At 74.2% G+C, this 18,701-nt stretch carries 17 protein-coding genes; 14 read left to right on the forward strand and 3 right to left on the reverse strand.

The window, feature by feature from the left end:
* Window positions 1-172: 172 nt before the first annotated feature.
* Together IAG44_RS38325 and IAG44_RS38330 are read left to right on the forward strand one after the other, a co-directional pair.
* A complete protein-coding gene (locus IAG44_RS38325; RefSeq protein ID WP_223006820.1) occupies window positions 173-649 on the forward strand; it encodes a DUF6220 domain-containing protein in 477 nt (158 codons plus the stop codon).
* On the forward strand, window positions 646-2,625 hold the full coding sequence (locus IAG44_RS38330; protein ID WP_187751661.1) for a multicopper oxidase family protein: 1,980 nt from the start codon (window positions 646-648) through the stop codon (window positions 2,623-2,625). The genes IAG44_RS38325 and IAG44_RS38330 overlap by 4 nt, the downstream gene beginning before the upstream one ends.
* Here the strand turns inward: IAG44_RS38330 and IAG44_RS38335 are convergent.
* Both IAG44_RS38335 and IAG44_RS38340 read right to left on the reverse strand, forming a co-directional pair.
* Complete coding sequence (locus IAG44_RS38335; RefSeq protein ID WP_223006821.1) at window positions 2,582-2,968, reverse strand: DoxX family protein; 387 nt, start codon at window positions 2,966-2,968, stop codon at window positions 2,582-2,584. The genes IAG44_RS38330 and IAG44_RS38335 overlap by 44 nt on opposite strands.
* 32 nt (window positions 2,969-3,000) lie before the next feature.
* A complete protein-coding gene (locus IAG44_RS38340) occupies window positions 3,001-4,938 on the reverse strand; it encodes an anthranilate synthase family protein (RefSeq protein WP_187751663.1) in 1,938 nt (645 codons plus the stop codon).
* A gap of 208 nt (window positions 4,939-5,146) precedes the next feature.
* On the opposite strand from IAG44_RS38340, the gene IAG44_RS38345 reads away from it, so the two are divergent.
* From IAG44_RS38345 to IAG44_RS38385, 9 genes are read left to right on the forward strand one after another with little or no spacing between them, the layout of a single operon-like run.
* Window positions 5,147-6,433 carry an aspartate kinase gene (locus IAG44_RS38345; protein ID WP_246562403.1) on the forward strand — a complete coding sequence of 429 codons (1,287 nt, stop codon included), beginning with the start codon at window positions 5,147-5,149 and terminating at the stop codon, window positions 6,431-6,433.
* Window positions 6,434-6,449: 16 nt separating this feature from the next.
* Window positions 6,450-7,271: a 2-amino-3,7-dideoxy-D-threo-hept-6-ulosonate synthase gene (locus IAG44_RS38350; RefSeq protein ID WP_187751664.1), complete on the forward strand. Its 822-nt coding sequence runs from the start codon at window positions 6,450-6,452 to the stop codon at window positions 7,269-7,271.
* Between the two features lie 36 nt (window positions 7,272-7,307).
* Window positions 7,308-8,411 carry a 3-dehydroquinate synthase II gene (locus IAG44_RS38355; protein WP_187751665.1) on the forward strand — a complete coding sequence of 368 codons (1,104 nt, stop codon included), beginning with the start codon at window positions 7,308-7,310 and terminating at the stop codon, window positions 8,409-8,411.
* Window positions 8,412-8,437: 26 nt separating this feature from the next.
* Window positions 8,438-9,199, forward strand: coding sequence for an amidohydrolase family protein (locus tag IAG44_RS38360; protein ID WP_187751666.1), 762 nt, complete (start codon window positions 8,438-8,440; stop codon window positions 9,197-9,199).
* Window positions 9,196-10,512 carry a phenylacetate--CoA ligase family protein gene (locus IAG44_RS38365; protein WP_187751667.1) on the forward strand — a complete coding sequence of 439 codons (1,317 nt, stop codon included), beginning with the start codon at window positions 9,196-9,198 and terminating at the stop codon, window positions 10,510-10,512. Before IAG44_RS38360 ends, IAG44_RS38365 begins: the two co-directional genes overlap by 4 nt.
* 1 nt (window position 10,513) lies before the next feature.
* Complete coding sequence (locus IAG44_RS38370) at window positions 10,514-11,722, forward strand: FAD-dependent monooxygenase (protein ID WP_246562404.1); 1,209 nt, start codon at window positions 10,514-10,516, stop codon at window positions 11,720-11,722.
* A complete protein-coding gene (locus IAG44_RS38375) occupies window positions 11,713-12,498 on the forward strand; it encodes a 2,3-dihydro-2,3-dihydroxybenzoate dehydrogenase (protein WP_187751668.1) in 786 nt (261 codons plus the stop codon). The genes IAG44_RS38370 and IAG44_RS38375 overlap by 10 nt, the downstream gene beginning before the upstream one ends.
* Before the next feature lie 30 nt (window positions 12,499-12,528).
* Window positions 12,529-13,167: an isochorismatase family protein gene (locus IAG44_RS38380; RefSeq protein ID WP_187751669.1), complete on the forward strand. Its 639-nt coding sequence runs from the start codon at window positions 12,529-12,531 to the stop codon at window positions 13,165-13,167.
* Between the two features lie 20 nt (window positions 13,168-13,187).
* Window positions 13,188-13,889: an SDR family NAD(P)-dependent oxidoreductase gene (locus IAG44_RS38385; RefSeq protein WP_187751670.1), complete on the forward strand. Its 702-nt coding sequence runs from the start codon at window positions 13,188-13,190 to the stop codon at window positions 13,887-13,889.
* On the opposite strand, the gene IAG44_RS38390 is transcribed toward IAG44_RS38385, so the two are convergent.
* Complete coding sequence (locus IAG44_RS38390) at window positions 13,882-14,610, reverse strand: DUF6081 family protein (protein WP_187751671.1); 729 nt, start codon at window positions 14,608-14,610, stop codon at window positions 13,882-13,884. The genes IAG44_RS38385 and IAG44_RS38390 overlap by 8 nt on opposite strands.
* Window positions 14,611-14,778: 168 nt before the next feature.
* On the opposite strand from IAG44_RS38390, the gene IAG44_RS38395 reads away from it, so the two are divergent.
* The 3 genes from IAG44_RS38395 to IAG44_RS38405 all read left to right on the forward strand — a co-directional run bounded on the left by IAG44_RS38395 (window position 14,779) and on the right by IAG44_RS38405 (window position 18,666).
* Window positions 14,779-16,377: an FAD-dependent monooxygenase gene (locus IAG44_RS38395; RefSeq protein WP_246562405.1), complete on the forward strand. Its 1,599-nt coding sequence runs from the start codon at window positions 14,779-14,781 to the stop codon at window positions 16,375-16,377.
* A 68-nt stretch (window positions 16,378-16,445) separates the two neighbouring features.
* A complete protein-coding gene (locus IAG44_RS38400) occupies window positions 16,446-17,657 on the forward strand; it encodes a 3-deoxy-7-phosphoheptulonate synthase (protein WP_187751673.1) in 1,212 nt (403 codons plus the stop codon).
* A gap of 10 nt (window positions 17,658-17,667) precedes the next feature.
* The gene (locus IAG44_RS38405; protein WP_187751674.1) at window positions 17,668-18,666 is read left to right on the forward strand and encodes a DegT/DnrJ/EryC1/StrS family aminotransferase; all 999 of its coding nucleotides are present in this window, start codon (window positions 17,668-17,670) and stop codon (window positions 18,664-18,666) included.
* The last annotated feature ends 35 nt before the right edge of the window (window positions 18,667-18,701 follow it).

The following is an 18,701-nucleotide window of genomic DNA, read 5'->3' on the forward strand; positions in this document are numbered from 1 at the left end:
TCCGGCTACGACGCAGAGCGCGCTTCGACGCCGGCCCCGTACGCAGGACTGCGTACGGGGGGCCGTCCGCCGTCGGAGGACGTCGCGGGGCGCCGGCGCGACGATTTCCCCGTGCGCCCGCCGACGGAAACGCGCACGTCCGTGACCACACCGACCCGAAGGGCGCTCTTCGATGCGTAAAGCCATCGCCGGACTGGCGGCAGTGATCATGCTGGCGATCGTGGTCCAGTTCTTCCTGGCCGGCAGCGGGGCGTTCGACACCGCGCCCGTCGACGAGGCGTTCCGGCCGCACCGGGCGCTGGGCTACCTGATCGTCCTGCTCACGCTCGTGACCATGCTGGTCGCCGCGCTGGCCCGGGTGCCCGGCCGGCTCGTCGGCATGACCGGTCTGCTCGCCGGGCTGGGCATCGCCCAGCCCCTGATCGCGACCCTCGCCAACGCGTTCAGCGACACGGACGACTCCTCGACCGCCGGGCAGCTCGTCTTCGGCCTGCACGCGGTCAACGCGCTGGTCATGATGGCCGTGGCCGTCAGGATCCTGCGCGTGGCGCGCGACCTGTCGAACTCCCCGGCCCTCACCGCGCCGGTCACCGCCCCCACCACGCCGACCACCGCCGCCGACGAACCCGCCCCGGGACCGACTCCGTGACCACGGCGCGGCTGATCCTCCTGGACCACGCCGTCGCCCTGCTGGACGTCGTGGCGTGGTTCGGGACCGGCGTCGCGGCGGCCCTGCGGCGCCACCGGCTCGCCCGCGCACTGCTCCTCACCGCGCTCCTGGTCACGCTCGCCCGGATCGCCACCGTGTCCGTCCTGGCCGGGCGCGGCTGGTGGTTCGTGGCGGAGAAGGCGCTGCTGGGGCTCCCGCTGCTGGGCGTCGCGGCGGTGATCGCGGCGCTTGTGGCGGGGCCTCGGCTGTGGACGGCGAAAAATACGACCGGCGAGCGCCTTCCGGCGCGCTGCGTCGTCGTCCTCCTCACCCCCGCCTACGCCGCACTGGCCGGCCTCCTGGTGACCTTCCTCGCCGGCTACCCCCTCACCTGGTCGACGGCGCTGATGACGGTCGCCCTGGTGTCGGCCGGCGCCGCGCTGACCGCCCGGGTCCTGGCGCGCGAGGCGGACGGCGAGGAGGCGCGCGAGCCGACGGCACGTCATACCGCCGTCCCCCGACCCGCCGTCCCCCGGCGCAGGTTCGTCGGTCTCGCCGCCGGCGCCGGTGTCGTGGGCCTCGGCGGAACCGGCGTCGGCCTGTTGTTCCGGTCCGCCGACCCCGTCGTCACCGGAGGCGGCCCGGCTCACTCGTCCGGCGCCCGGCAGGCCCGTTCGGTGGCCGGTCTGCGCGGCCCCGCCGAACCGGCCCCCGGCGGTGCCCTGCGCCGGTACACGCTCACTGCGCGGAGGGCCACGGTACGGCTGGCGTCCGGCCGCGAGATCGACGCGTGGACGTACGACGGCCGGCTTCCGGGCCCGGCGCTCACCGCGACCGAGGGCGACCTGATCGAGGTGACGCTGCGCAACAGCGACATCCAGACCGGGGTCACGGCGCACTGGCACGGCTACGACGTGCCGTGCGGCGAGGACGGCGTCCCGGACCTGACCCAGCGTCCGGTGGAGCCCGGCGAGGAGTTCGTCTACCGGTTCCGCGCCGACCAGGTCGGCACGTACTGGTACCACACCCACGAGGCGTCGGACCCGGCGGTGCGCAAGGGGCTGTACGGGACGCTCGTCGTCACACCGCGGGAGGGTTCCGGCGCGCGGCGGCTCGACCTCACGCTGCCCGTGCACACGTTCGCCGGGACCGTGGCCGTCGGCGACCGGGACGGGCGCACCACGCACACCGCCGCGCCCGGGACGGAGGTACGGCTGCGGCTGGTCAACACCGACTCCGACCCGCACCGGCTCGCGCTCACCGGAACCCGTTTCCGCCTCGCCGCCGTCGACGGCCGGGACCTCGAACAGCCCCAACAGGTCCGTGACGTCGCCCTGCGACTGGCCGCCGGCGGGCGCCACGACCTGGAGTTCGTCATGCCGGACACGGCCGTCGCGCTGGTGCTCGACGACGACCCCGACACCGGCGTGCTGCTGCGCCCCGACGACGCCGAGGACGAGCCGGCGATCGAGGACACCTCCGACTGGCCCGAACTCGACCTCCTGCGGTACGGCACGCCCACCCGCGCCCCCTTCGACCCGGACGCCGCCGACCGGCACTTCACCCTCGTCCTGGACCGCGCGCTCGCCATGGTCGACGGACGGCCGGCCTACGCGCAGACGGTCGACGGACGGGGGCACCCCTCGATCCCGGACCTGCTGGTCGCCGAAGGCGACGTCGTCCGGTTCACGGTCGTCAACCGGAGCCTGGAGACCCACCCCTGGCACCTGCACGGCCACCCCGTGCTGGTCCTGTCCAGGGACGGGCGGCGCGCGTCCGGCAGCCCGCTGTGGACGGACACGTTCGACGTGCGGCCGGGGGAGGTCTGGGAGGTGGCGTTCCGGGCCGACAACCCCGGGATGTGGATGAACCACTGCCACAACCTGCCCCACGCCGAGCAGGGCATGATGCTGCGCGTCGTCTACGACGGGTTCACCACGCCCTTCGGCGACGCGCACGCCGGCCACGGGGCGTGAGCAGCAGCGCGGCGGTGCGCTCCCGCCGTCCCCACGCGAGCACCGCGACGAGCGGGAGCAGGACCGCCGCCAGCAGCGAGGGCGTGCCGCCGACGAGGTTGGTGATCACCGCGCCGGTCATCAGACCCGTCAGTCCGAGCGCGGCGAGCCCCGCCAGCCGGGGCACGAGCAGACCGAGGGCGCCGGGGATCTCGACGGTGCCGGCGAGGTACCTGAGCCAGTGGCCCGCCCCGATCCGGTCGAAGAACTCGACCATCTGCTCCGCGCCGGCGAGCTTCGCGGATCCGGCGGCGAGGTAGAACGGCACCAGGAGCGCCTGGATCACGAGCAGGGCGACGCGCACGGCCCGGCTCCCATCGGCAGGCGCCGTCCCGCTCACGGCGTGCCCTCCCCGTCGCCGAGCAGCGGGACGAGCAGGTCACGCAGGATGCGCGGGCCGTGCTGGGTGAGGATCGACTCCGGATGGAACTGCACGGACCGCAGTCCCGGGGCGCGCAGGGCGTGCACCTCGCCGGAGCCGGGATCGCGACTGACCTCGACGGGCCCGCGCCGCCCCCACCGCCCGGTACCCGGGACGACGTCGTGCGCCGAGCGGGCGGCGTACGTGTTGTAGAACCCCACGAGCTCGGGGCGGTCGAACAGGCTGATCCGCCGCTGGACGCCCTGAGCGGGCACCGCGCGCCGGACGAGGTCGAACCCCAGCTCCAGGGCGAGTACTTGATGGCCCAGGCAGATGGACAGGAACGGCACGGAGCCGGCCAGCAGCTCACGGGTGAGCGCACGGAGCGCGGACATCCGGGGCTCGGCCGCATCACGCGGGTCCCCCGGACCCGGGCCGACCACGACGAGGTCGTACCCGGCCGACGGCAGCGGGCGGTCGAAGCGCGTGACCGTGGTCTTCAGACCGAGGGCGCACAACTGGTGGTCCAGCATCCCCGTGAACGTGTCCTCGTGGTCGACGACCAGGACCCGCCGCCCCTCCAGCGCCGGGTCGGGTCCGCCGCGGTCCGCGCCGGCGAGCCAGAACCGCGACAGCGTGGCGTTGCGGCCGTCCAGCGCCCGGCGCACCTGAGGGTCGGCGGCCCAGGACGTGGACGCCGCCCCGGGGGCGGGCCGTCCGTCGCCGGGCGGTGCGAGGCCGAGCGCCGCGAGCATGCCCGCCGCCTTGGCCCGGGTCTCGGCGGCCTCGGAGCCGGGGTCGGAGTCGCGGACCAGGGTGGCGCCGACGCCCAGCCGGAGCCGGCCGTCGGCGTCGATCTCGGCGGTCCGGATCATGATCGCCGAGTCGAGGGCGCGCCCGCCCGCCGCGTCACGGCCGATGAGGGCGAGGACGCCGCCGTAGTGCCCGCGCCCGGTGGCCTCGTGGCGGGCGATGACCCGGAAGGCGTTCTCCAGCGGGGCGCCGGTGACGGTCGGCGCGAGCAGGGTCTCCCGCAGCACGTCGCGCACGTCGAGTCCGCTGTCGCCGGTCAGGACGTACTCGGAGTGGGTCAGGCGCGCCATCTCCTTGAGGAACGGGCCGTGCACCCGGCCGCCCGTGGCGCACATGCGGGCCATCATCTTCAGCTCCTCGTCCACGACCATGTAGAGCTCGTCGGCCTCTTTCGGATCGCTGAGGAACCTCAGCAGCCCGGCCCGGTCCGGGCCCGTCGGGGGGTGCCGGTAGGTCCCGCTGACGGGGTTCATGGAGATGGTGCCGCCGGCCATGCCGACGTGCCGCTCCGGGGAGGCCCCGATGAACGTGCCCGCGCCGGTGTGGAACAGGAACGTCCAGTGCGCTCCGCTCTCCCCGGTCAACAGCCGCCGGAACACGGCGAGTTCGGTGCGGACCGAGCAGTCGTCGAGACGCGCGGTGAAGGAACGCCGGATCACGAAGTTGGAGCCGGCGCCCTGCCCGATCTCCTCGCGCAGCACCCGCCGCACGGTCGTCGCGTACTCCTCGTCGCCGATGTCGAAGCCGGCCTCGCGCACCCGGACGTCCTGCTCGGGCAGCAGGGCCAGGGCCTCGTCGACGCCGATCGAGGTCTGCCCGGTGACGCGCAGGGCGAGCAGGGGCGCCCGGTCGTCGCGGCAGGCGAAGCCCCGTTCGGTGATCTGCCGGTAGGGGACCGCCACGAGCAGGTCGTGCCGGGCGCCGTCCACCGGCCCGTCGGGCAGGGGCAGTTCGGCGAGACCGGCCACGGCGTGGACGTCGCCGGTCAGGATCTCCACGCGCGCGTCCGCCGCCGTGCCGGGCCGGTGGAGCAGGGCGAAGGCACGCCCGTCCGCACCGAGGCCGGCCGGTACACCGCCGGTGCTGTCGGTGCTGTTCATGAGTGCTCCCCTTCGCACGAGACCGGATCACCTTTCGGATGGTGCGGCGGCGCCCGGCACCGGACATGACGTGAAGCCGCCACCGCTCACGCCCGGCGGCATGGCGTGAACCGCTGAATGCGGCCCACTACCCGGGTGAGTAGTGGGCCCCGGCACGACGGCCGCCCTACTGTCGAGCCCGATCCGACATGACGTGCGGCGAGGGGCGGTGACATCGGCTGTGGACGTACTGGTCCAGAAGTTCGGCGGTACCTCCCTCCAGACGCTCGACCGCGTCCGCCGCGCCGCCCTGCGCGTCTCGGCGGCGCGGCACGCCGGACGGGCGGTGGCCGTGGTGGTCTCGGCGCGCGGCAGCCGTACCGACGACCTGCTGCGGCTGGCCGCCGACGTCGGCGCCGCCGGCCCGTCCCGCGAACTGGACCAGCTCCTGGCCGTGGGCGAGTCCGAGTCGGCGGCGCTGATGGCCCTCGCCCTGGGCGGGCTGGGCGTGCCGGCGATCTCCCTGACCGGGCACCAGGCCGGGGTGCGCACCACCGACCGGCACGGCGACGCCCTCATCACCGGCATCGGCGCCGGCCGGGTGCGGTCGGCGCTGGCCGCCGGCCAGGTCGCCGTCGTCACCGGCTTCCAGGGCACGGCCCGCACCGGGGACGTCGCCACGCTCGGCCGCGGCGGCTCCGACACGACCGCGGTGGCCCTCGCGGCACGGCTGAACGCGTCGGTGTGCGAGATCTACACCGACGTCGACGGCGTCTTCAGCGCCGATCCGCGCGTCCTGCCCGCCGCCCGCCGCCTGCCGTGGATCGCCCCCGGCGTGATGGCCGAACTGGCTTTCGCGGGCGCCCGGGTGCTGCACACCCGCTGTATCGAACTGGCCGCCATGGAAGGGGTCGAGGTGCACGTCCGCAACGCGTCGACGCAGGCACCGGGCACGACCGTCGTCGACCGGCAGGACGCCGGACCGCTGGAGACCCGGCGGGCCGTCGTGGCGGTGAGCCACGACACCGACGTCGCCCGGGTGCTGGTGCACTGCCGGGGAGTCCGCCGGGACCTGGCTCCCGACGTCTTCGAGGTGCTGGCCGCCCAGGGGACGGTGGTGGACCTGGTCGCCCGGTCGGGGCCGCACGAGAGCGAGTTCCGCATGGGGTTCACCATCCGCCGCAGCCAGGCCGGACCCGTCCGGGAGGCGCTGCACGAGCTGGCGGCCGGCTTCGGCGGCGGCGTGCACCTCGACGAGAGCGTCGGCAAGGTGTCGGTGGTCGGGATGGGCCTGCTCAGCCGGCCCGAGTACACCGCCCGGCTGATGTCCGCGCTGGCGGCGGCCGGGATCCCGACGAGCTGGATCTCCACCTCGCAGATGCGGCTGTCCGTGGTCGTGCCGCGCGAACGCGTCGTCGACGCCGTCGAGACCCTGCACCGCGCGTTCGGCCTCGACCGGCCCGCGCCGGCCGGCGTCCCCTCCGCGACGAACCCCGGTCGTTCCGCGACCGCCTGAGAGAGGCAGGACACCCGTGGCAGTACACAACGCGCCGTTCGCCCGGAGTCTGCGGCTGCGGCGCCTCTTCCGGCAGGGCGACGGACGGCTGTTCGTCGTCCCCCTCGACCACTCCGTCACCGACGGCCCGCTGCGCCGGGGCGACCTGGACTCCCTGCTCGGCGAACTCGCCGGCACCGGCGTCGACGCCGTGGTGCTGCACAAGGGCAGCCTCCGCCACGTCAGCCCCGGCTGGTTCCGTGACATGTCGCTCGTCGTGCACCTGAGCGTGAGCACCCGGCACGCCCCCGACCCGGACGCGAAGTACCTGGTCGCGCGGGTGGACGAGGCGCTGCGGCTGGGCGCCGACGCGGTCAGCGTGCACGTCAACATGGGCTCGCCCCAGGAGGCCCGGCAGATCGCCGACCTGGCGGCCGTGGCGGGGGAGTGCGACCGCTGGAACGTCCCGCTGCTGGCCATGGTGTACGCCCGGGGACCGCAGATCACCGACTCCCGGGCCCCGGACCTCGTCGCCCACGCCGCCACGCTCGCCGCCGACCTGGGCGCCGACGTCGTCAAGACCGACTACGCGGGCACCCCCGAGGAGATGGCCGACGTGGTCCGGGCGTGCCCGATCCCGCTCGTCGTGGCCGGCGGCCCGCGCTCGGCCGACACCGCCGCCGTGCTGGCCCACGTCTCCGACGCGCTGCGCGGCGGCGCGGCCGGTGTGGCGATGGGACGCAACGTCTTCCAGGCCGACCACCCCGGCTGGATGGCCGCCACCCTCGCCCGCCTGGTGCACGAACCGTCGCACGTCCCGGACGCCGGCACCGGTGACCGGCTCGCCCTCACCCCCTGACCCCTTTTCCGCGCCCCTTGAGCCGAGGAGACACCTGTGAAGCTGTGCTGGCTGGACATCCGTGACGTCACCGGGCCCAAGGAGGCCATCGTCGAGGAGGCCGTCCACCAGCGGGTGGACGCCGTCGTCGCGGCCGATCCCGCCGACCTGGAGACGCTGCCCCCGACGGTGAAGAAGGTCCTGTTCCCGCGGGAGGGGCCGCTGCCGGACAAACTCGCCCCCGCCGACCTCGTCGTCGTCGACCCGGCCCGGCACGGCGAACCCGCCGAACTGGCCCGGCGGCACCCCGAGGTCGAGTTCGGGCGGTTCGTGGAGATCACGGACGCCGACAGCCTCGAAGACGCCTGCCGCTCCGCGCGCCACGACCGGTGGAGCCTGCTGTCCTTCCGCGACCCCACCAAGATCCCGCTGGAGATCGTGCTGGCCGCCGCCGCCGGCGCGAACGGCAGCATCATCACGCGCGTGGCCGACGTCGAGGAGGCCCGCATCGTCTTCGGCGTCCTCGAACACGGCTCCGACGGCGTGCTGCTCGCCCCGCGCACCGTCGGCGAGGCCACCGCCCTCAAGGCCGCGGCCCTGAGCGAACACGCCGACCTGGAACTCGTGGAGCTGGAGGTCACCGGGATCAGCCGGGCCGGCATGGGCGAGCGGGCCTGCGTCGACACCTGCACCAACTTCCGGCTCGACGAGGGCATCCTCGTCGGCTCCCACTCCACCGGCATGATCCTGTGCTGCAGCGAGACCCACCCGCTCCCGTACATGCCGACCCGGCCGTTCCGGGTCAACGCCGGCGCGCTGCACTCGTACACGCTCTCCGCCGACCGGCGCACCAACTACCTCAGCGAACTGCGCTCCGGCGGCCGGGTCCTGGCCGTCGACGCGCAGGGCAGGTCCCGGCTCGTCACCGTGGGCCGCGTCAAGATCGAGACCCGGCCGCTGCTCGCGATCGACGCGGTCGCGCCCTCCGGCGTGCGGGTCAACCTCATCGTCCAGGACGACTGGCACGTACGTGTCCTCGGACCGGGCGGCACGGTCCTGAACGTCACCGAACTGACGGAGGGCACGAAGGTGCTCGGCTGCCTGCCGGTCGAACAGCGGCACGTCGGCTACCCGATCGACGAGTTCTGCATCGAGAAGTGACCGACGGCCGCGAGGGGGAGTGAGCGGTGAACGCACAGCCTGTGCTGGACTTCCACGTCCGCCTGGCACCCCGCCCGGGGGCCGCGCGGCGCCTGCTGGCGACCCTGGACGCGTGCCGGCTGACCCGGGCGGTGGTCTGCGCGGGCGGCACCGTCGACCTCGACCGGCTCTCCCGCCAGCTCGTCGACGGCGGGCACGTGGAGAGCGACGCCGACAACGACGCGGTGCTGGACGCCTGCGCGGGCAGCGGCGGACGCCTGGTGCCGTTCTTCTTCGCCAACCCGCACCGCCCGCCCGAGGCATACCGGGCCAGGGCCGCCGACTTCCGTGGCCTGGAGATCTCACCCGCCGTGCACGGCGTCGCCCTGACCGATCCGCGCGTGGCCGAACTCGTCGCCGCGGCAGCGGAGTTCGCGCACCCGGTGTACGTGGTGTGCCTGGCCCGCGACGGCGCGACCGTGGCCGACCTGGTCACCCTCGCCCGCCGGTTCCCTCAGGTGAGCCTGGTCCTCGGACACAGCGGCGTCGGCAACATCGACTTCCACGCGCTCACCCTGATCCGGGACCAGCCCAACATCCTGCTGGAGACCTCCGGCGGCTACACCCGCGTCGCCGAGGCGGCGGTGGACCGGCTCGGCGCCGGACGCGTCCTGTTCGGCTCCGAGTACCCCCTCCAGCACCCGGCCGTGGAACTGGCCAAGTTCCGGGTGCTGGACCTGCCGCCCGAGCAGTGGCGGCGGATCGCCTGGGACAACGCACACCGACTGCTGGGAGAGGAGAAGCGATGACCGACCCACACATGAACCTGCCCCGGCTCGGCCAGTGGCACGGCCCCGAGGACCTGCTGCGCATCCAGGAGAAACAACTCCCGCGCACCGTGGCCCAGGCGGCCCGCTCACCCTTCTACCGCCGACGCCTGGAAGGCGGCGCCCTGCCCGCCACCGCCGCCGACCTCACCGGCCTGCCGCTGACGACGAAACAGGACCTGCGGGACCACTACCCCTTCGGGATGCTCGCCGTCCCGAAGGCACACCTGGCCACCTACCACGAGTCCAGCGGCACCGCCGGCCGCCCCACCCCCTCCTACTACACGGCCCAGGACTGGACCGACCTCGCCGAGCGCTTCGCCCGCAAATGGATCGGCATCTCGGACGAGGACGTCTTCCTCGTGCGCACCCCCTACGCGCTGCTGCTGACCGGCCATCTCGCGCACGCCGCCGCCCGGCTCAGCGGGGCCACCGTGGTACCGGGCGACAACCGGTCGCTCGCCATGCCGTACGCCCGCGTGGTGCGCACCCTGCACGACCTGGGCGTCACACTCACCTGGTCGGTGCCCACCGAATGCCTCATCTGGGCCGCCGCCGCGACCGCCGCGGGCCACCGCCCGGACACCGACTTCCCCGCGCTGCGCGCCCTGTTCGTCGGCGGCGAACCCCTCACCCCCGCCCGCCGTCGCCGCATCAGCCGGCTGTGGGGCGTCCCGGTGATCGAGGAGTACGGCTCCACCGAGACCGGCAGCCTCGCCGGCGAGTGCCCCGCCGGCCGCATGCACCTGTGGGCGGACCGGGCCCTGTTCGAGGTGTACGACCCGCACACCGGCAAGGTCGCCCAGGAGGGCGAGGGGCGGCTCGTGGTCACCCCGCTGTTCCGTGAGGCGATGCCCCTGCTGCGCTACAACCTCGACGACGACGTGGTGGTCTCCTACGACGACTGCGACTGCGGCTGGCACCTGCCCACCGTCCAGGTGCTCGGCAGGGCGGCCTTCGGCCACCGCGTCGGCGCGGCCACGATCACCCAGCACCGGCTGGAGGACCTGGTCTTCTCCCTCCCGGAGTCCCACGGAGTGCTGTTCTGGCGCGCGAAAGCGGAACCCGCCCTCCTGCGCATCGAGATCGAGGTGGCCGAGGAACACCGCAGGGCCGCCGTGGCCGACCTGACGGCCGCCGTACGGTCCGCGTTCGGCGTCGACAGCGAGGTCACCGGCCTGCCCCCGGGCACGCTGATCCCCCGCGAGGCGCTGACCGCCCTGCCCGACGTGGTCAAACCGCGCGGCCTGTTCGGGCCCGACGAGGACTGGGGCAAAGCGCTCCTCTACTACTGAGATGGACGGCATGCCGCAGCTACGGGTGGCCGTCGCCGGAGCCGGGATCGCCGGCCTCACCCTCGCCCTCGCCCTGCACCGGGCGGGCATCGACTGCCACCTCTACGAACAGGCCGAGCACCTGACCGAAGTGGGGGCGGGCGTCCAGGTCACCCCCAACGCCGCCCGCCTGCTGCACCGGCTGGGACTGCGCGAGAGGCTGCGCGCCGTCGCCGTGACCCCCCGCGCGATCGAGATGCGCCGCTGGGACGACGGCGGCCTCCTGAAGCGCACCGAACTGGGCGACCTGTGCCACCGCCGCTTCGGCGCGCCCTACTACGCCGTGCACCGCGCCCACCTGCATGACGCCCTCCTCTCCCACGTCCCGCCCGAACACGTCCACCTCGGCGCCCGCCTCACCGCCGTGACCCAGAACACCGACGCGGCGCGGCTGCACCTGTCCGACGGGACGACGGTGACGGCGGACCTGGCCGTCGGCGCCGACGGCATCCGGTCGGTGACCCGCCAGCACCTCGCCGCCGACCGGCCGCGCTACTCCGGGCAGACGATCTACCGGGGCCTGATCCCGGCCGCCCGGCTGCCCCACCTCACCGCCGACCCCCGGGTACGGCTGTGGTTCGGACCGGGCCGGCACTGCGTGTGCTACCCGGTCTCCGCGGGCCGCCAGGTCAGCTTCGGCGCGACCGTCCCCGCCTCCGACTGGGGGGAGGAGTCCTGGTCCGCGCCGGGCGACCGCGCCGCGCTCGCCGCCGCCTACCAGGGCTGGCATCCGGACGTCACCCGGCTGATCGGCGCGGCGGACACCGTCAGCCGGTGGGCGCTGTACGACCGCGACAACCCGGGGCGGCTCAGCGCCGGACGGGTGGCCGTCATCGGGGACGCCGCGCACCCGATGCTGCCCTTCCAGGCCCAGGGCGCCAATCAGGCCGTCGAGGACGCCGTCGCCCTCGCGGCCTGCCTGGCCGGCGCGGGCCCCGGCGGCCTCGGCGCGGCCCTGCACCGCTACGAACGCGTCCGCCTGCCCCGCACCACCCGTATCCAGCGGCAGTCCCGCGCCAACGCGACCACCTTCCACCTCGCCGACGGCGCCGGACAGCGCCGCCGCGACGCCGCCGCACAGACCTCGCCCGGCCTGGAGGAACACGCGTGGCTGTTCGGCTACGACGCCGAACGGGCCGCCACGAGCAGCAGGAGCCGACGATGGAACTGACCGGAATCGAATCCACGGTCGCCCTGGTCACCGGCGCGGCGCGCGGCATCGGCGCCGCCGTCACCGCCACCCTGGCCGGCGCCGGGGCTCAGGTCGCCGCCGTGGACCGCGACACCGGGACACTGGCGACCGCCGTGACCAAGCTGGAGGCCGAGGGGATGGCCGTGCGCGGCTACGCCGCTGACGTGTGCGACAGCACGGCGGTGGACGCGCTCGTGCGGCGCGTCGAGGACGAACTGGGGCCCATCGGCATCCTCGTCAACGCGGCCGGCGTGCTCCACACCGGCCGCGCGGTCGACCTGACGGACCGGCAGTGGAACGAGATCTTCGCCGTCAACGCCGGCGGCGTCTTCCACGTCTCCCGCGCGGTGGCCCGGCGCATGATCCGCCACCGCCGGGGCGCCGTCGTGACCGTGGCGTCCAACGCCGCCGGCGTACCGCGCACGGAGATGTCCGCGTACGCCGCGTCCAAGGCGGCGTCGGCCCACTTCACCCGCTGCCTGGGCCTGGAACTCGCCGGCCACGGCATCCGCTGCAACGTCGTCTCGCCCGGCTCCACGGACACGCCCATGCTGCGCGCGATGCTCGGCGCCGGCGCCGACCCGGCCCACGTCATCGAGGGCGCCCCGGACGCCTACAAGGTCGGCATCCCCCTGCGCAAGCTCGCCCGGCCCCAGGACGTCGCCGACGCCGTCGCCTACCTCGTCTCCGACCAGGCCGGCCACGTGACCATGCACGACCTCTACGTGGACGGCGGCGCCGCCCTGCACGTGTGACGCCCGCCCGACCGCCAGGAGGCGACCACCATGGCCATGACCCCCATCGCGCCCTACCGCATGCCCGGCCAGGACGACCTGCCGGCCCCGGCGCTGCCCTGGCGCCCGGCGCCGGACCGCGCCGCCGTCCTCGTGCACGACATGCAGCGCTACTTCCTGCGCCCCTTCCCGGCCGGCCGCTCGCCGCTGACCGAACTCGTCACCAACGCAGCCGCCCTGCTCGCGACGGCCCGCAAGACCGGAGTCCCGGTGATCTACACGGCACAGCCGGGCGGGATGAGCCGACGGGACCGGGGACTGCTGCACGACCTCTGGGGGCCCGGCATGGGCAGCGAGGAGACCGACCGCGCCCTCGCCGACGAGGTCGCCCCCGAGCCGGGCGACACGGTGCTGACCAAGTGGCGCTACAGCGCGTTCTTCCGCAGCGACCTGGAGGAACGGCTACGAAGCCTCGGCCGCGACCAGCTCGTCGTCTGCGGCGTCTACGCCCACCTGGGCTGCCTGATCACCGCCTGCGACGCGTTCAGCCGCGACATCCAGCCGTTCCTCGTGGCGGACGCCCTCGCCGACCTCTCCCGGGACGACCACCTCATGGCGCTCCGCTACGCCGCCGACCGCTGCGCCGTACCGCTGACCGCCGACGCCGTCCGCGCCGCGCTCACGGCCTGAACCCCTTCGTGGAGGAACCCATGCCCGAACGCACCCGTGTCGTCGTCATCGGCGGAACCTCGGGAATCGGACGCCACTTCGCCCGCTCGTGCGCCGCACACGGCGACGACGTGACCATCACCGGCCGCTCGACGGCACGGACCGAGAACGCCGCCCGCGAGATCGGCGGCCACACCCGCGGCCTCGCCCTGGAACTGGCCGACCCGGAGGGCATCGCCGCCGCGCTGGCCGGCGTAGGGCGCGTCGACCGGCTGGTCCTCGCGGCGCTGGAACGGGACCACAACACGGTGCGCGCCTACCGGCCGGCCGACGCGATCCGGCTGCTGACGGTGAAGCTCACCGGCTACACCGAGGTGCTGCACACCCTCGCCCCCCGCATGACCGACGACAGCGCCGCCGTCCTGATCGGCGGCCTCGCCAGCCACCGGCCCTACCCCGGCTCCACGTCCGTGACGACCGCCAACGGCGGCATCACCGCCCTGGTGCGGACCCTGGCCGTGGAACTCGCGCCGATCCGCGTCAACGCCCTGCACCCGAGCATCGTCGCCGACACCCCGTTCTGGAGCGACAAGCCCGCCGCCCGCGAGGCCGCCGCGCTGGGCGCGCGCACCGGGCGGCCGGTGACGATGGAGGACTGCGCGCACGCGATCCGGTTCCTGCTGGACAACCGGGCCGTCAACGGCGTCAACCTGAACCTCGACGGCGGCGAAGTCCTCATCTGACCCCGGCCGTGACCCGCCACGGCCCCCACCAGCCGGTCGCGCCCTGCCCGTGCTCCCGCTCCGCGCGCGTGTAACGCGTGAGGTCGCGGGCGGAGAACAGGGCCATCCCGGCGTCGAAGCCCGCCACCGCCACCGGAAGCCGGGTGTCGTGGAGGAGCCGGCCGTCGACGTGGAACTCCGCCGACGGCGGCTCGGCCCGGTAGGTGATGGCGTACCGGTGCTCCTGCCCCGGCCGCGTCGGCACGTCCAGCACCACCCGGTGGAGGGAGCGCGCGTGCCCCTGGCCCGCCAGGCGTTCGACCACCGCGAACACGGTGTCGTTCGTCGCGGCCGCGTTGAGGACGACACCGGTCTCCAGGTCGAAGACGTTCACCGTGCCGTAGGCGTCGAGCAGGTCGTAGGGGACCTGGCCGTAGGTGCGCACCCTCATCGAGGTCTCGAACGTCAGCCGCCCCGCCGCCGGCACGGCGAAACGCCGCACCGACCGGTACATCTGCTTGGCGTTGTTCTGCCGAGGATCCGTGTCGTGGAAGCGGGTGAACGGATCGACGGTCAGCTCCAGCCGCCCGTCCCCGGTACGCACCCGGGCGTTGCGGTCCCGGTACCGGTACAGCGTGCCGTCGGCCCCGGTGACCGACATGACCGTCCAGCGGGCGGGGTCGAGGCGCGCGCCGGTGAAGTCGTCGTACGTCCACACAGCGGTTTCGGGCAGCGACGTCATGCCGCCACGATCGGTGCCGCCGCCGGCCACGGCCATCACCCGTTCACGCTCTTCGGCCCGGCACACGCGCCAAGCCGTCATTGGCCGCCGGATTCCCGTGAATGGGCCATGCCCGGGGGAGGGCGCCGCTCCGAGACTGCGTACGGACCGACTCGGGGAGGGGACAACGTGGATCAGGCACCGGTACTGGTCGTGGGCGCGGGCCCGGTCGGGATGACCGCCGCCCTGGCCCTGGCCCGCCAGGGCGTCGCCTGCGTGCTCGCCGAGCAGGGCGTCGAGACCTCCGCCCATCCCAGGCTGGACTACGTCAACAGCCGCAGCATGGAGTTCTTCCGCCGGCTCGGCGTCGCCGACGACATCCGCCGCGCCGGTGTCGCCCCCGAGCACCGGGCCGACGTGATCTGGTCGACCGGCCTCGCCGGCGAGCCCCTCACCACCTGGCGACTCCCCTCGGTGACCGAGGAACGCCGGCGCATCGCGGAACACAACGACGGCACCCAGCCCGCCGAACCCGGCCAGCGCATCTCCCAGACCGAACTGGAACCGGTACTGCGCGCGCACTGCCGGCGCGAACCGCTGATCGACCTCCGCTGCGGCCTGCGCTTCGACACCCTCACCCAGGACGACGACGGCGTGACCAGCCACCTGACCGACGTGACGACCGGCGAACGGACGCGGCTGCGCTCCCGCTACGTGATCGGCTGCGACGGCGCGACGAGCCGGGTCCGCGAGGTCGTGGGCATCGGCGCGGAGGACTTCGACGTCCCCGGGCTGCCCGGCGCCTTCATGGTCCACTTCAAGAGCCGCGACCTCGCCGCCCTGCACCGCCACGGCCGTTTCTGGCACTACTTCGCCTTCCGCTACGTCCTCATCGCCCAGGACGAGACCGACACGTGGACGGCCCACGTCAACGGCGTGACGCCGGACGAGTTCGACACCCCGCCCACCGACCCGGCGGCCTTCCTGCGGGAGACGCTGCGCACCGACCTGACGATCGACAAGGTGCTGCTGACCTCGCGCTGGCGCCCCGGCTTCATGATCGCGGACCGGTACCGCGCCGGCCGGGTCCTGCTCGCCGGCGACTGCGCCCACCGCATGTTCCCGACCGGCGCCTACGGCATGAACACCGGCATCGGCGACGCCGTCGACGCCGCCTGGAAGACCGCCGCCCTCGTCCAGGGCTTCGGCGGCCCGGCCCTGCTGGACAGCTACCCGAGCGAACGCCGGCCGGTGGGCCTGCGCAACCTGCACACCTCCCACCGCCACCTCGGCGTGCACCTCACGGCGGGCGCCCTCCTGCGCGCGGGCGCCCCCCTGGACGCCGTGGCCGCCCACCTCGACGCCGAGCGGGGCGAGAACGAGTACCGGGGCGTCGAACTCGGCTACCGCTACCGCGACTCACCCGTCATCTGCCACGAGGACACCCCCGAACCCCACTGGAGCCCCGGCCGGTACACGCCGACGACCTGGCCCGGCGGCCGCCCGCCCGGCCTCCTCCTCGACGACGGCACCCCGATCCTCGACCGCCTCGCCCCCTCCTTCACCCTGGTCGACTTCACCGGCGACGGCCGCGCCCACCCCCTCCTCGCCGAGGCGACCGCCCAGGGCCTGCCGCTCTCCCACACCGTGATCACCGACACCCACGCCCGCGAACTCTGGGAACGCGATCTGGTCCTCCTGCGCCCCGACCACCACGTCGCCTGGCGCGGCAACCGGCCCCACCCGGACCCGGCCGCGGTGATCCGGCGGATCCGGGGCGCCGGATGAGGCGACGGCGGTTCACCCGGCACCGTCACTCCTCCACCGGGCGGTGCCGACCCTCGACAGGAGCACACATGCAGCCATCAGGCGTGACAACGGACGTCGTCCACGGCGGGCCGTGGGAGGGCAGGCCCGCGGCGCAGCAGCCGGAGTGGCGCGACCACGCCGCCTACCACGAGTCCTGCCGGACGCTGGAGTCGGCCGCGCCCCTGGTGCCGGCCGAGGAGATCCGCCACCTGCGCCGCTCACTGGCGGAACTGCTCGCGACCGGGGCGCTCCTGCTCCAGCTGGGCGACTGCGCGGAGAGCCTGTACGAGTGCACCCCGCACCACACGGCCCACAAACTCCAGGTCGTCGACCGGCTGGGGAACCGGCTCAGCGAACTGACCGGCCGGCGCGTCCTGCGCGTGGGCCGCATGGGCGGACAGTTCGCCAAACCCAGGTCGCGGCCGACCGAGCAGCACGGCACGCAGGTCATCCCCGCGTTCCGGGGACACATGATCAACTCCGAACTCGCCACGCCGCACACCCGGCAGCCCGACCCCCGGCGCATGGTGTGGGCCTACGAGGCCAGCGCCGCCGTCCAGCGGGCGATGCGCGCACACCGGCGCGGAGACCGCGACGGGCCCTGGTCGAGCCACGAGGCCCTGGTCGTCGACTACGAGTCCCGGCTCGTACGCCGCGACCCGGACACGGACGAGCTGTACCTCACCTCGACCCACCTGCCCTGGGCGGGGGAGCGCACCCGCCGCCCCGAACAGGCACAGGTCGCCCTGCTCTCCGCCGTCGCCAACCCGGTCGGCTGCAAGCTCGGGCCGAACGCGACGGCCGACGACGTCGTGCGCGTGTGCGCGGCGCTCGACCCGCGCCGTGAGCCCGGCCGCCTCGTCCTGATCCCGAGGATGGGCCACCACCGGATCCGGCAGACCCTGCCGCCCCTCGTCCGCGCGGTCGCGAACGCCGGACACCCCGTGGTGTGGCTGAGCGACCCCATGCACGGCAACACGGTGACGACCGGCCTCGGCCTCAAGACCCGCCACCTCACCGACGTCATCACCGAGGCCCTGCGGTTCCGCGACATCCTCGACGGACTGCGCCAGCACGCCGCCGGACTGCACCTGGAGGTCGCGGCCGACGACGTGACGGAATGCGTCGGCGCGGGGGTGGAGAACGAGGACGGGCTGCACCGGCATTACACCACGCTGTGCGATCCCCGGCTCAACGCCGGGCAGGCCACCGAACTCATCGAGGCGTGGACCAAGGGGACGGCGGCGGTGCGTTCCTGATGAGGCGACCATGACGGACGCGATACCCCTGACGCACCCGAGTGGCGGCGAGCGTGAACTGGCCGCCGTCGCCGAGGTGTTCTTCGCCGGCCAGGGCCCGCAGGGACAGGCCCTGGAGGCGGAACTGGCCCACCGCTTCGGCGCCGGCGCCGCGTTCGCCGTGCACAGCCCCGGTGACGCGCTCCACCTGGCACTGCGCGGGCTCGGCGTCGGGCCGGGCGACGAGGTGATCGTCGCCGACTACGCCCTCCCCGCACCCGCCCACGCGGTGCGCCGCGCCGGCGCCGTACCCGTCCTCGCCGACGTCCGCGCCGACACCGGCACCGTGGATCCCTGGGCGGTCGCGGACCTGATCGGCCCCCGGACGGCCGGCGTGATCGCGGTGGACACCGCCGGCCTGCCCGCCGACTACACCGAGCTCGAGTGGATCACCGACCGCCACGGCCTGTTCCTCGTCGAGGACGCCACCTGCGCGGCGGGCGCGAGCTACAAGGGCCGCAGCGCGGGCGCCCTCGCACCGGTGGCCTGCCTGTCCGGGGCCCCGAACGGCGAGGGCGGTGAAGGCGCCGTTCTCCTCACCCGCGACCCGGCCTTCGCCACCGCACGGACCCGGTCCGGGACCGGCCGCACACTGTCCGACCGTGCCGCCGCGATCCTGCGCATCCACCTGGCCCGCACAGCCGAACTGCTCCAGCGCCGCCACGCCGTCGCCGCCCGCTACACCGACCTCCTCACCGGCGACGGCCGCCTCGCCCCGCCGCACGTCCCGCAGAACCGCACCCACGCCTGGCACTCCTACCTCGTGACCCTGCACCCCGGCGTGGACCGCACAGCCGTTGTCGCCGGCCTGCGCGCCCAGGGCATCGGCTGCGGCCCCGGCCCACAGGCGGCACACCTCCCCACCTCGGCGGCCCTCGCCCGGCACACCCTGGCCCTCCCCATGCACGCCGAACTCACCCTGAGTCAGATCGAACGGGTCACGGAGGCCCTATTGGCGCTCATTTCTTAAATTCCGTAGGAATCATCGGGAATCGTTTATGGAGG

The sequence above is a fragment of the Streptomyces roseirectus genome, from assembly GCF_014489635.1.
In the GTDB taxonomy this organism is placed as follows: Bacteria; Actinomycetota; Actinomycetes; order Streptomycetales; family Streptomycetaceae; genus Streptomyces; species Streptomyces roseirectus.

Excerpts from the sequence above, each read along its gene's own strand:
- IAG44_RS38365 (WP_187751667.1), top strand. The coding sequence starts at position 9,196 with ATGACCGACCCACACATGAACCTGCCCCGGCTCGGCCAGTGGCACGGC.
- IAG44_RS38340 (WP_187751663.1), bottom strand. The coding sequence starts at position 4,938 with ATGAACAGCACCGACAGCACCGGCGGTGTACCGGCCGGCCTCGGTGCG.
- IAG44_RS38385 (WP_187751670.1), top strand. The coding sequence starts at position 13,188 with ATGCCCGAACGCACCCGTGTCGTCGTCATCGGCGGAACCTCGGGAATC.
- IAG44_RS38325 (WP_223006820.1), top strand. The coding sequence starts at position 173 with ATGCGTAAAGCCATCGCCGGACTGGCGGCAGTGATCATGCTGGCGATC.
- IAG44_RS38405 (WP_187751674.1), top strand. The coding sequence starts at position 17,668 with ATGACGGACGCGATACCCCTGACGCACCCGAGTGGCGGCGAGCGTGAA.
- IAG44_RS38400 (WP_187751673.1), top strand. The coding sequence starts at position 16,446 with ATGCAGCCATCAGGCGTGACAACGGACGTCGTCCACGGCGGGCCGTGG.
- IAG44_RS38380 (WP_187751669.1), top strand. The coding sequence starts at position 12,529 with ATGGCCATGACCCCCATCGCGCCCTACCGCATGCCCGGCCAGGACGAC.
- IAG44_RS38370 (WP_246562404.1), top strand. The coding sequence starts at position 10,514 with ATGGACGGCATGCCGCAGCTACGGGTGGCCGTCGCCGGAGCCGGGATC.
- IAG44_RS38390 (WP_187751671.1), bottom strand. The coding sequence starts at position 14,610 with ATGACGTCGCTGCCCGAAACCGCTGTGTGGACGTACGACGACTTCACC.
- IAG44_RS38375 (WP_187751668.1), top strand. The coding sequence starts at position 11,713 with ATGGAACTGACCGGAATCGAATCCACGGTCGCCCTGGTCACCGGCGCG.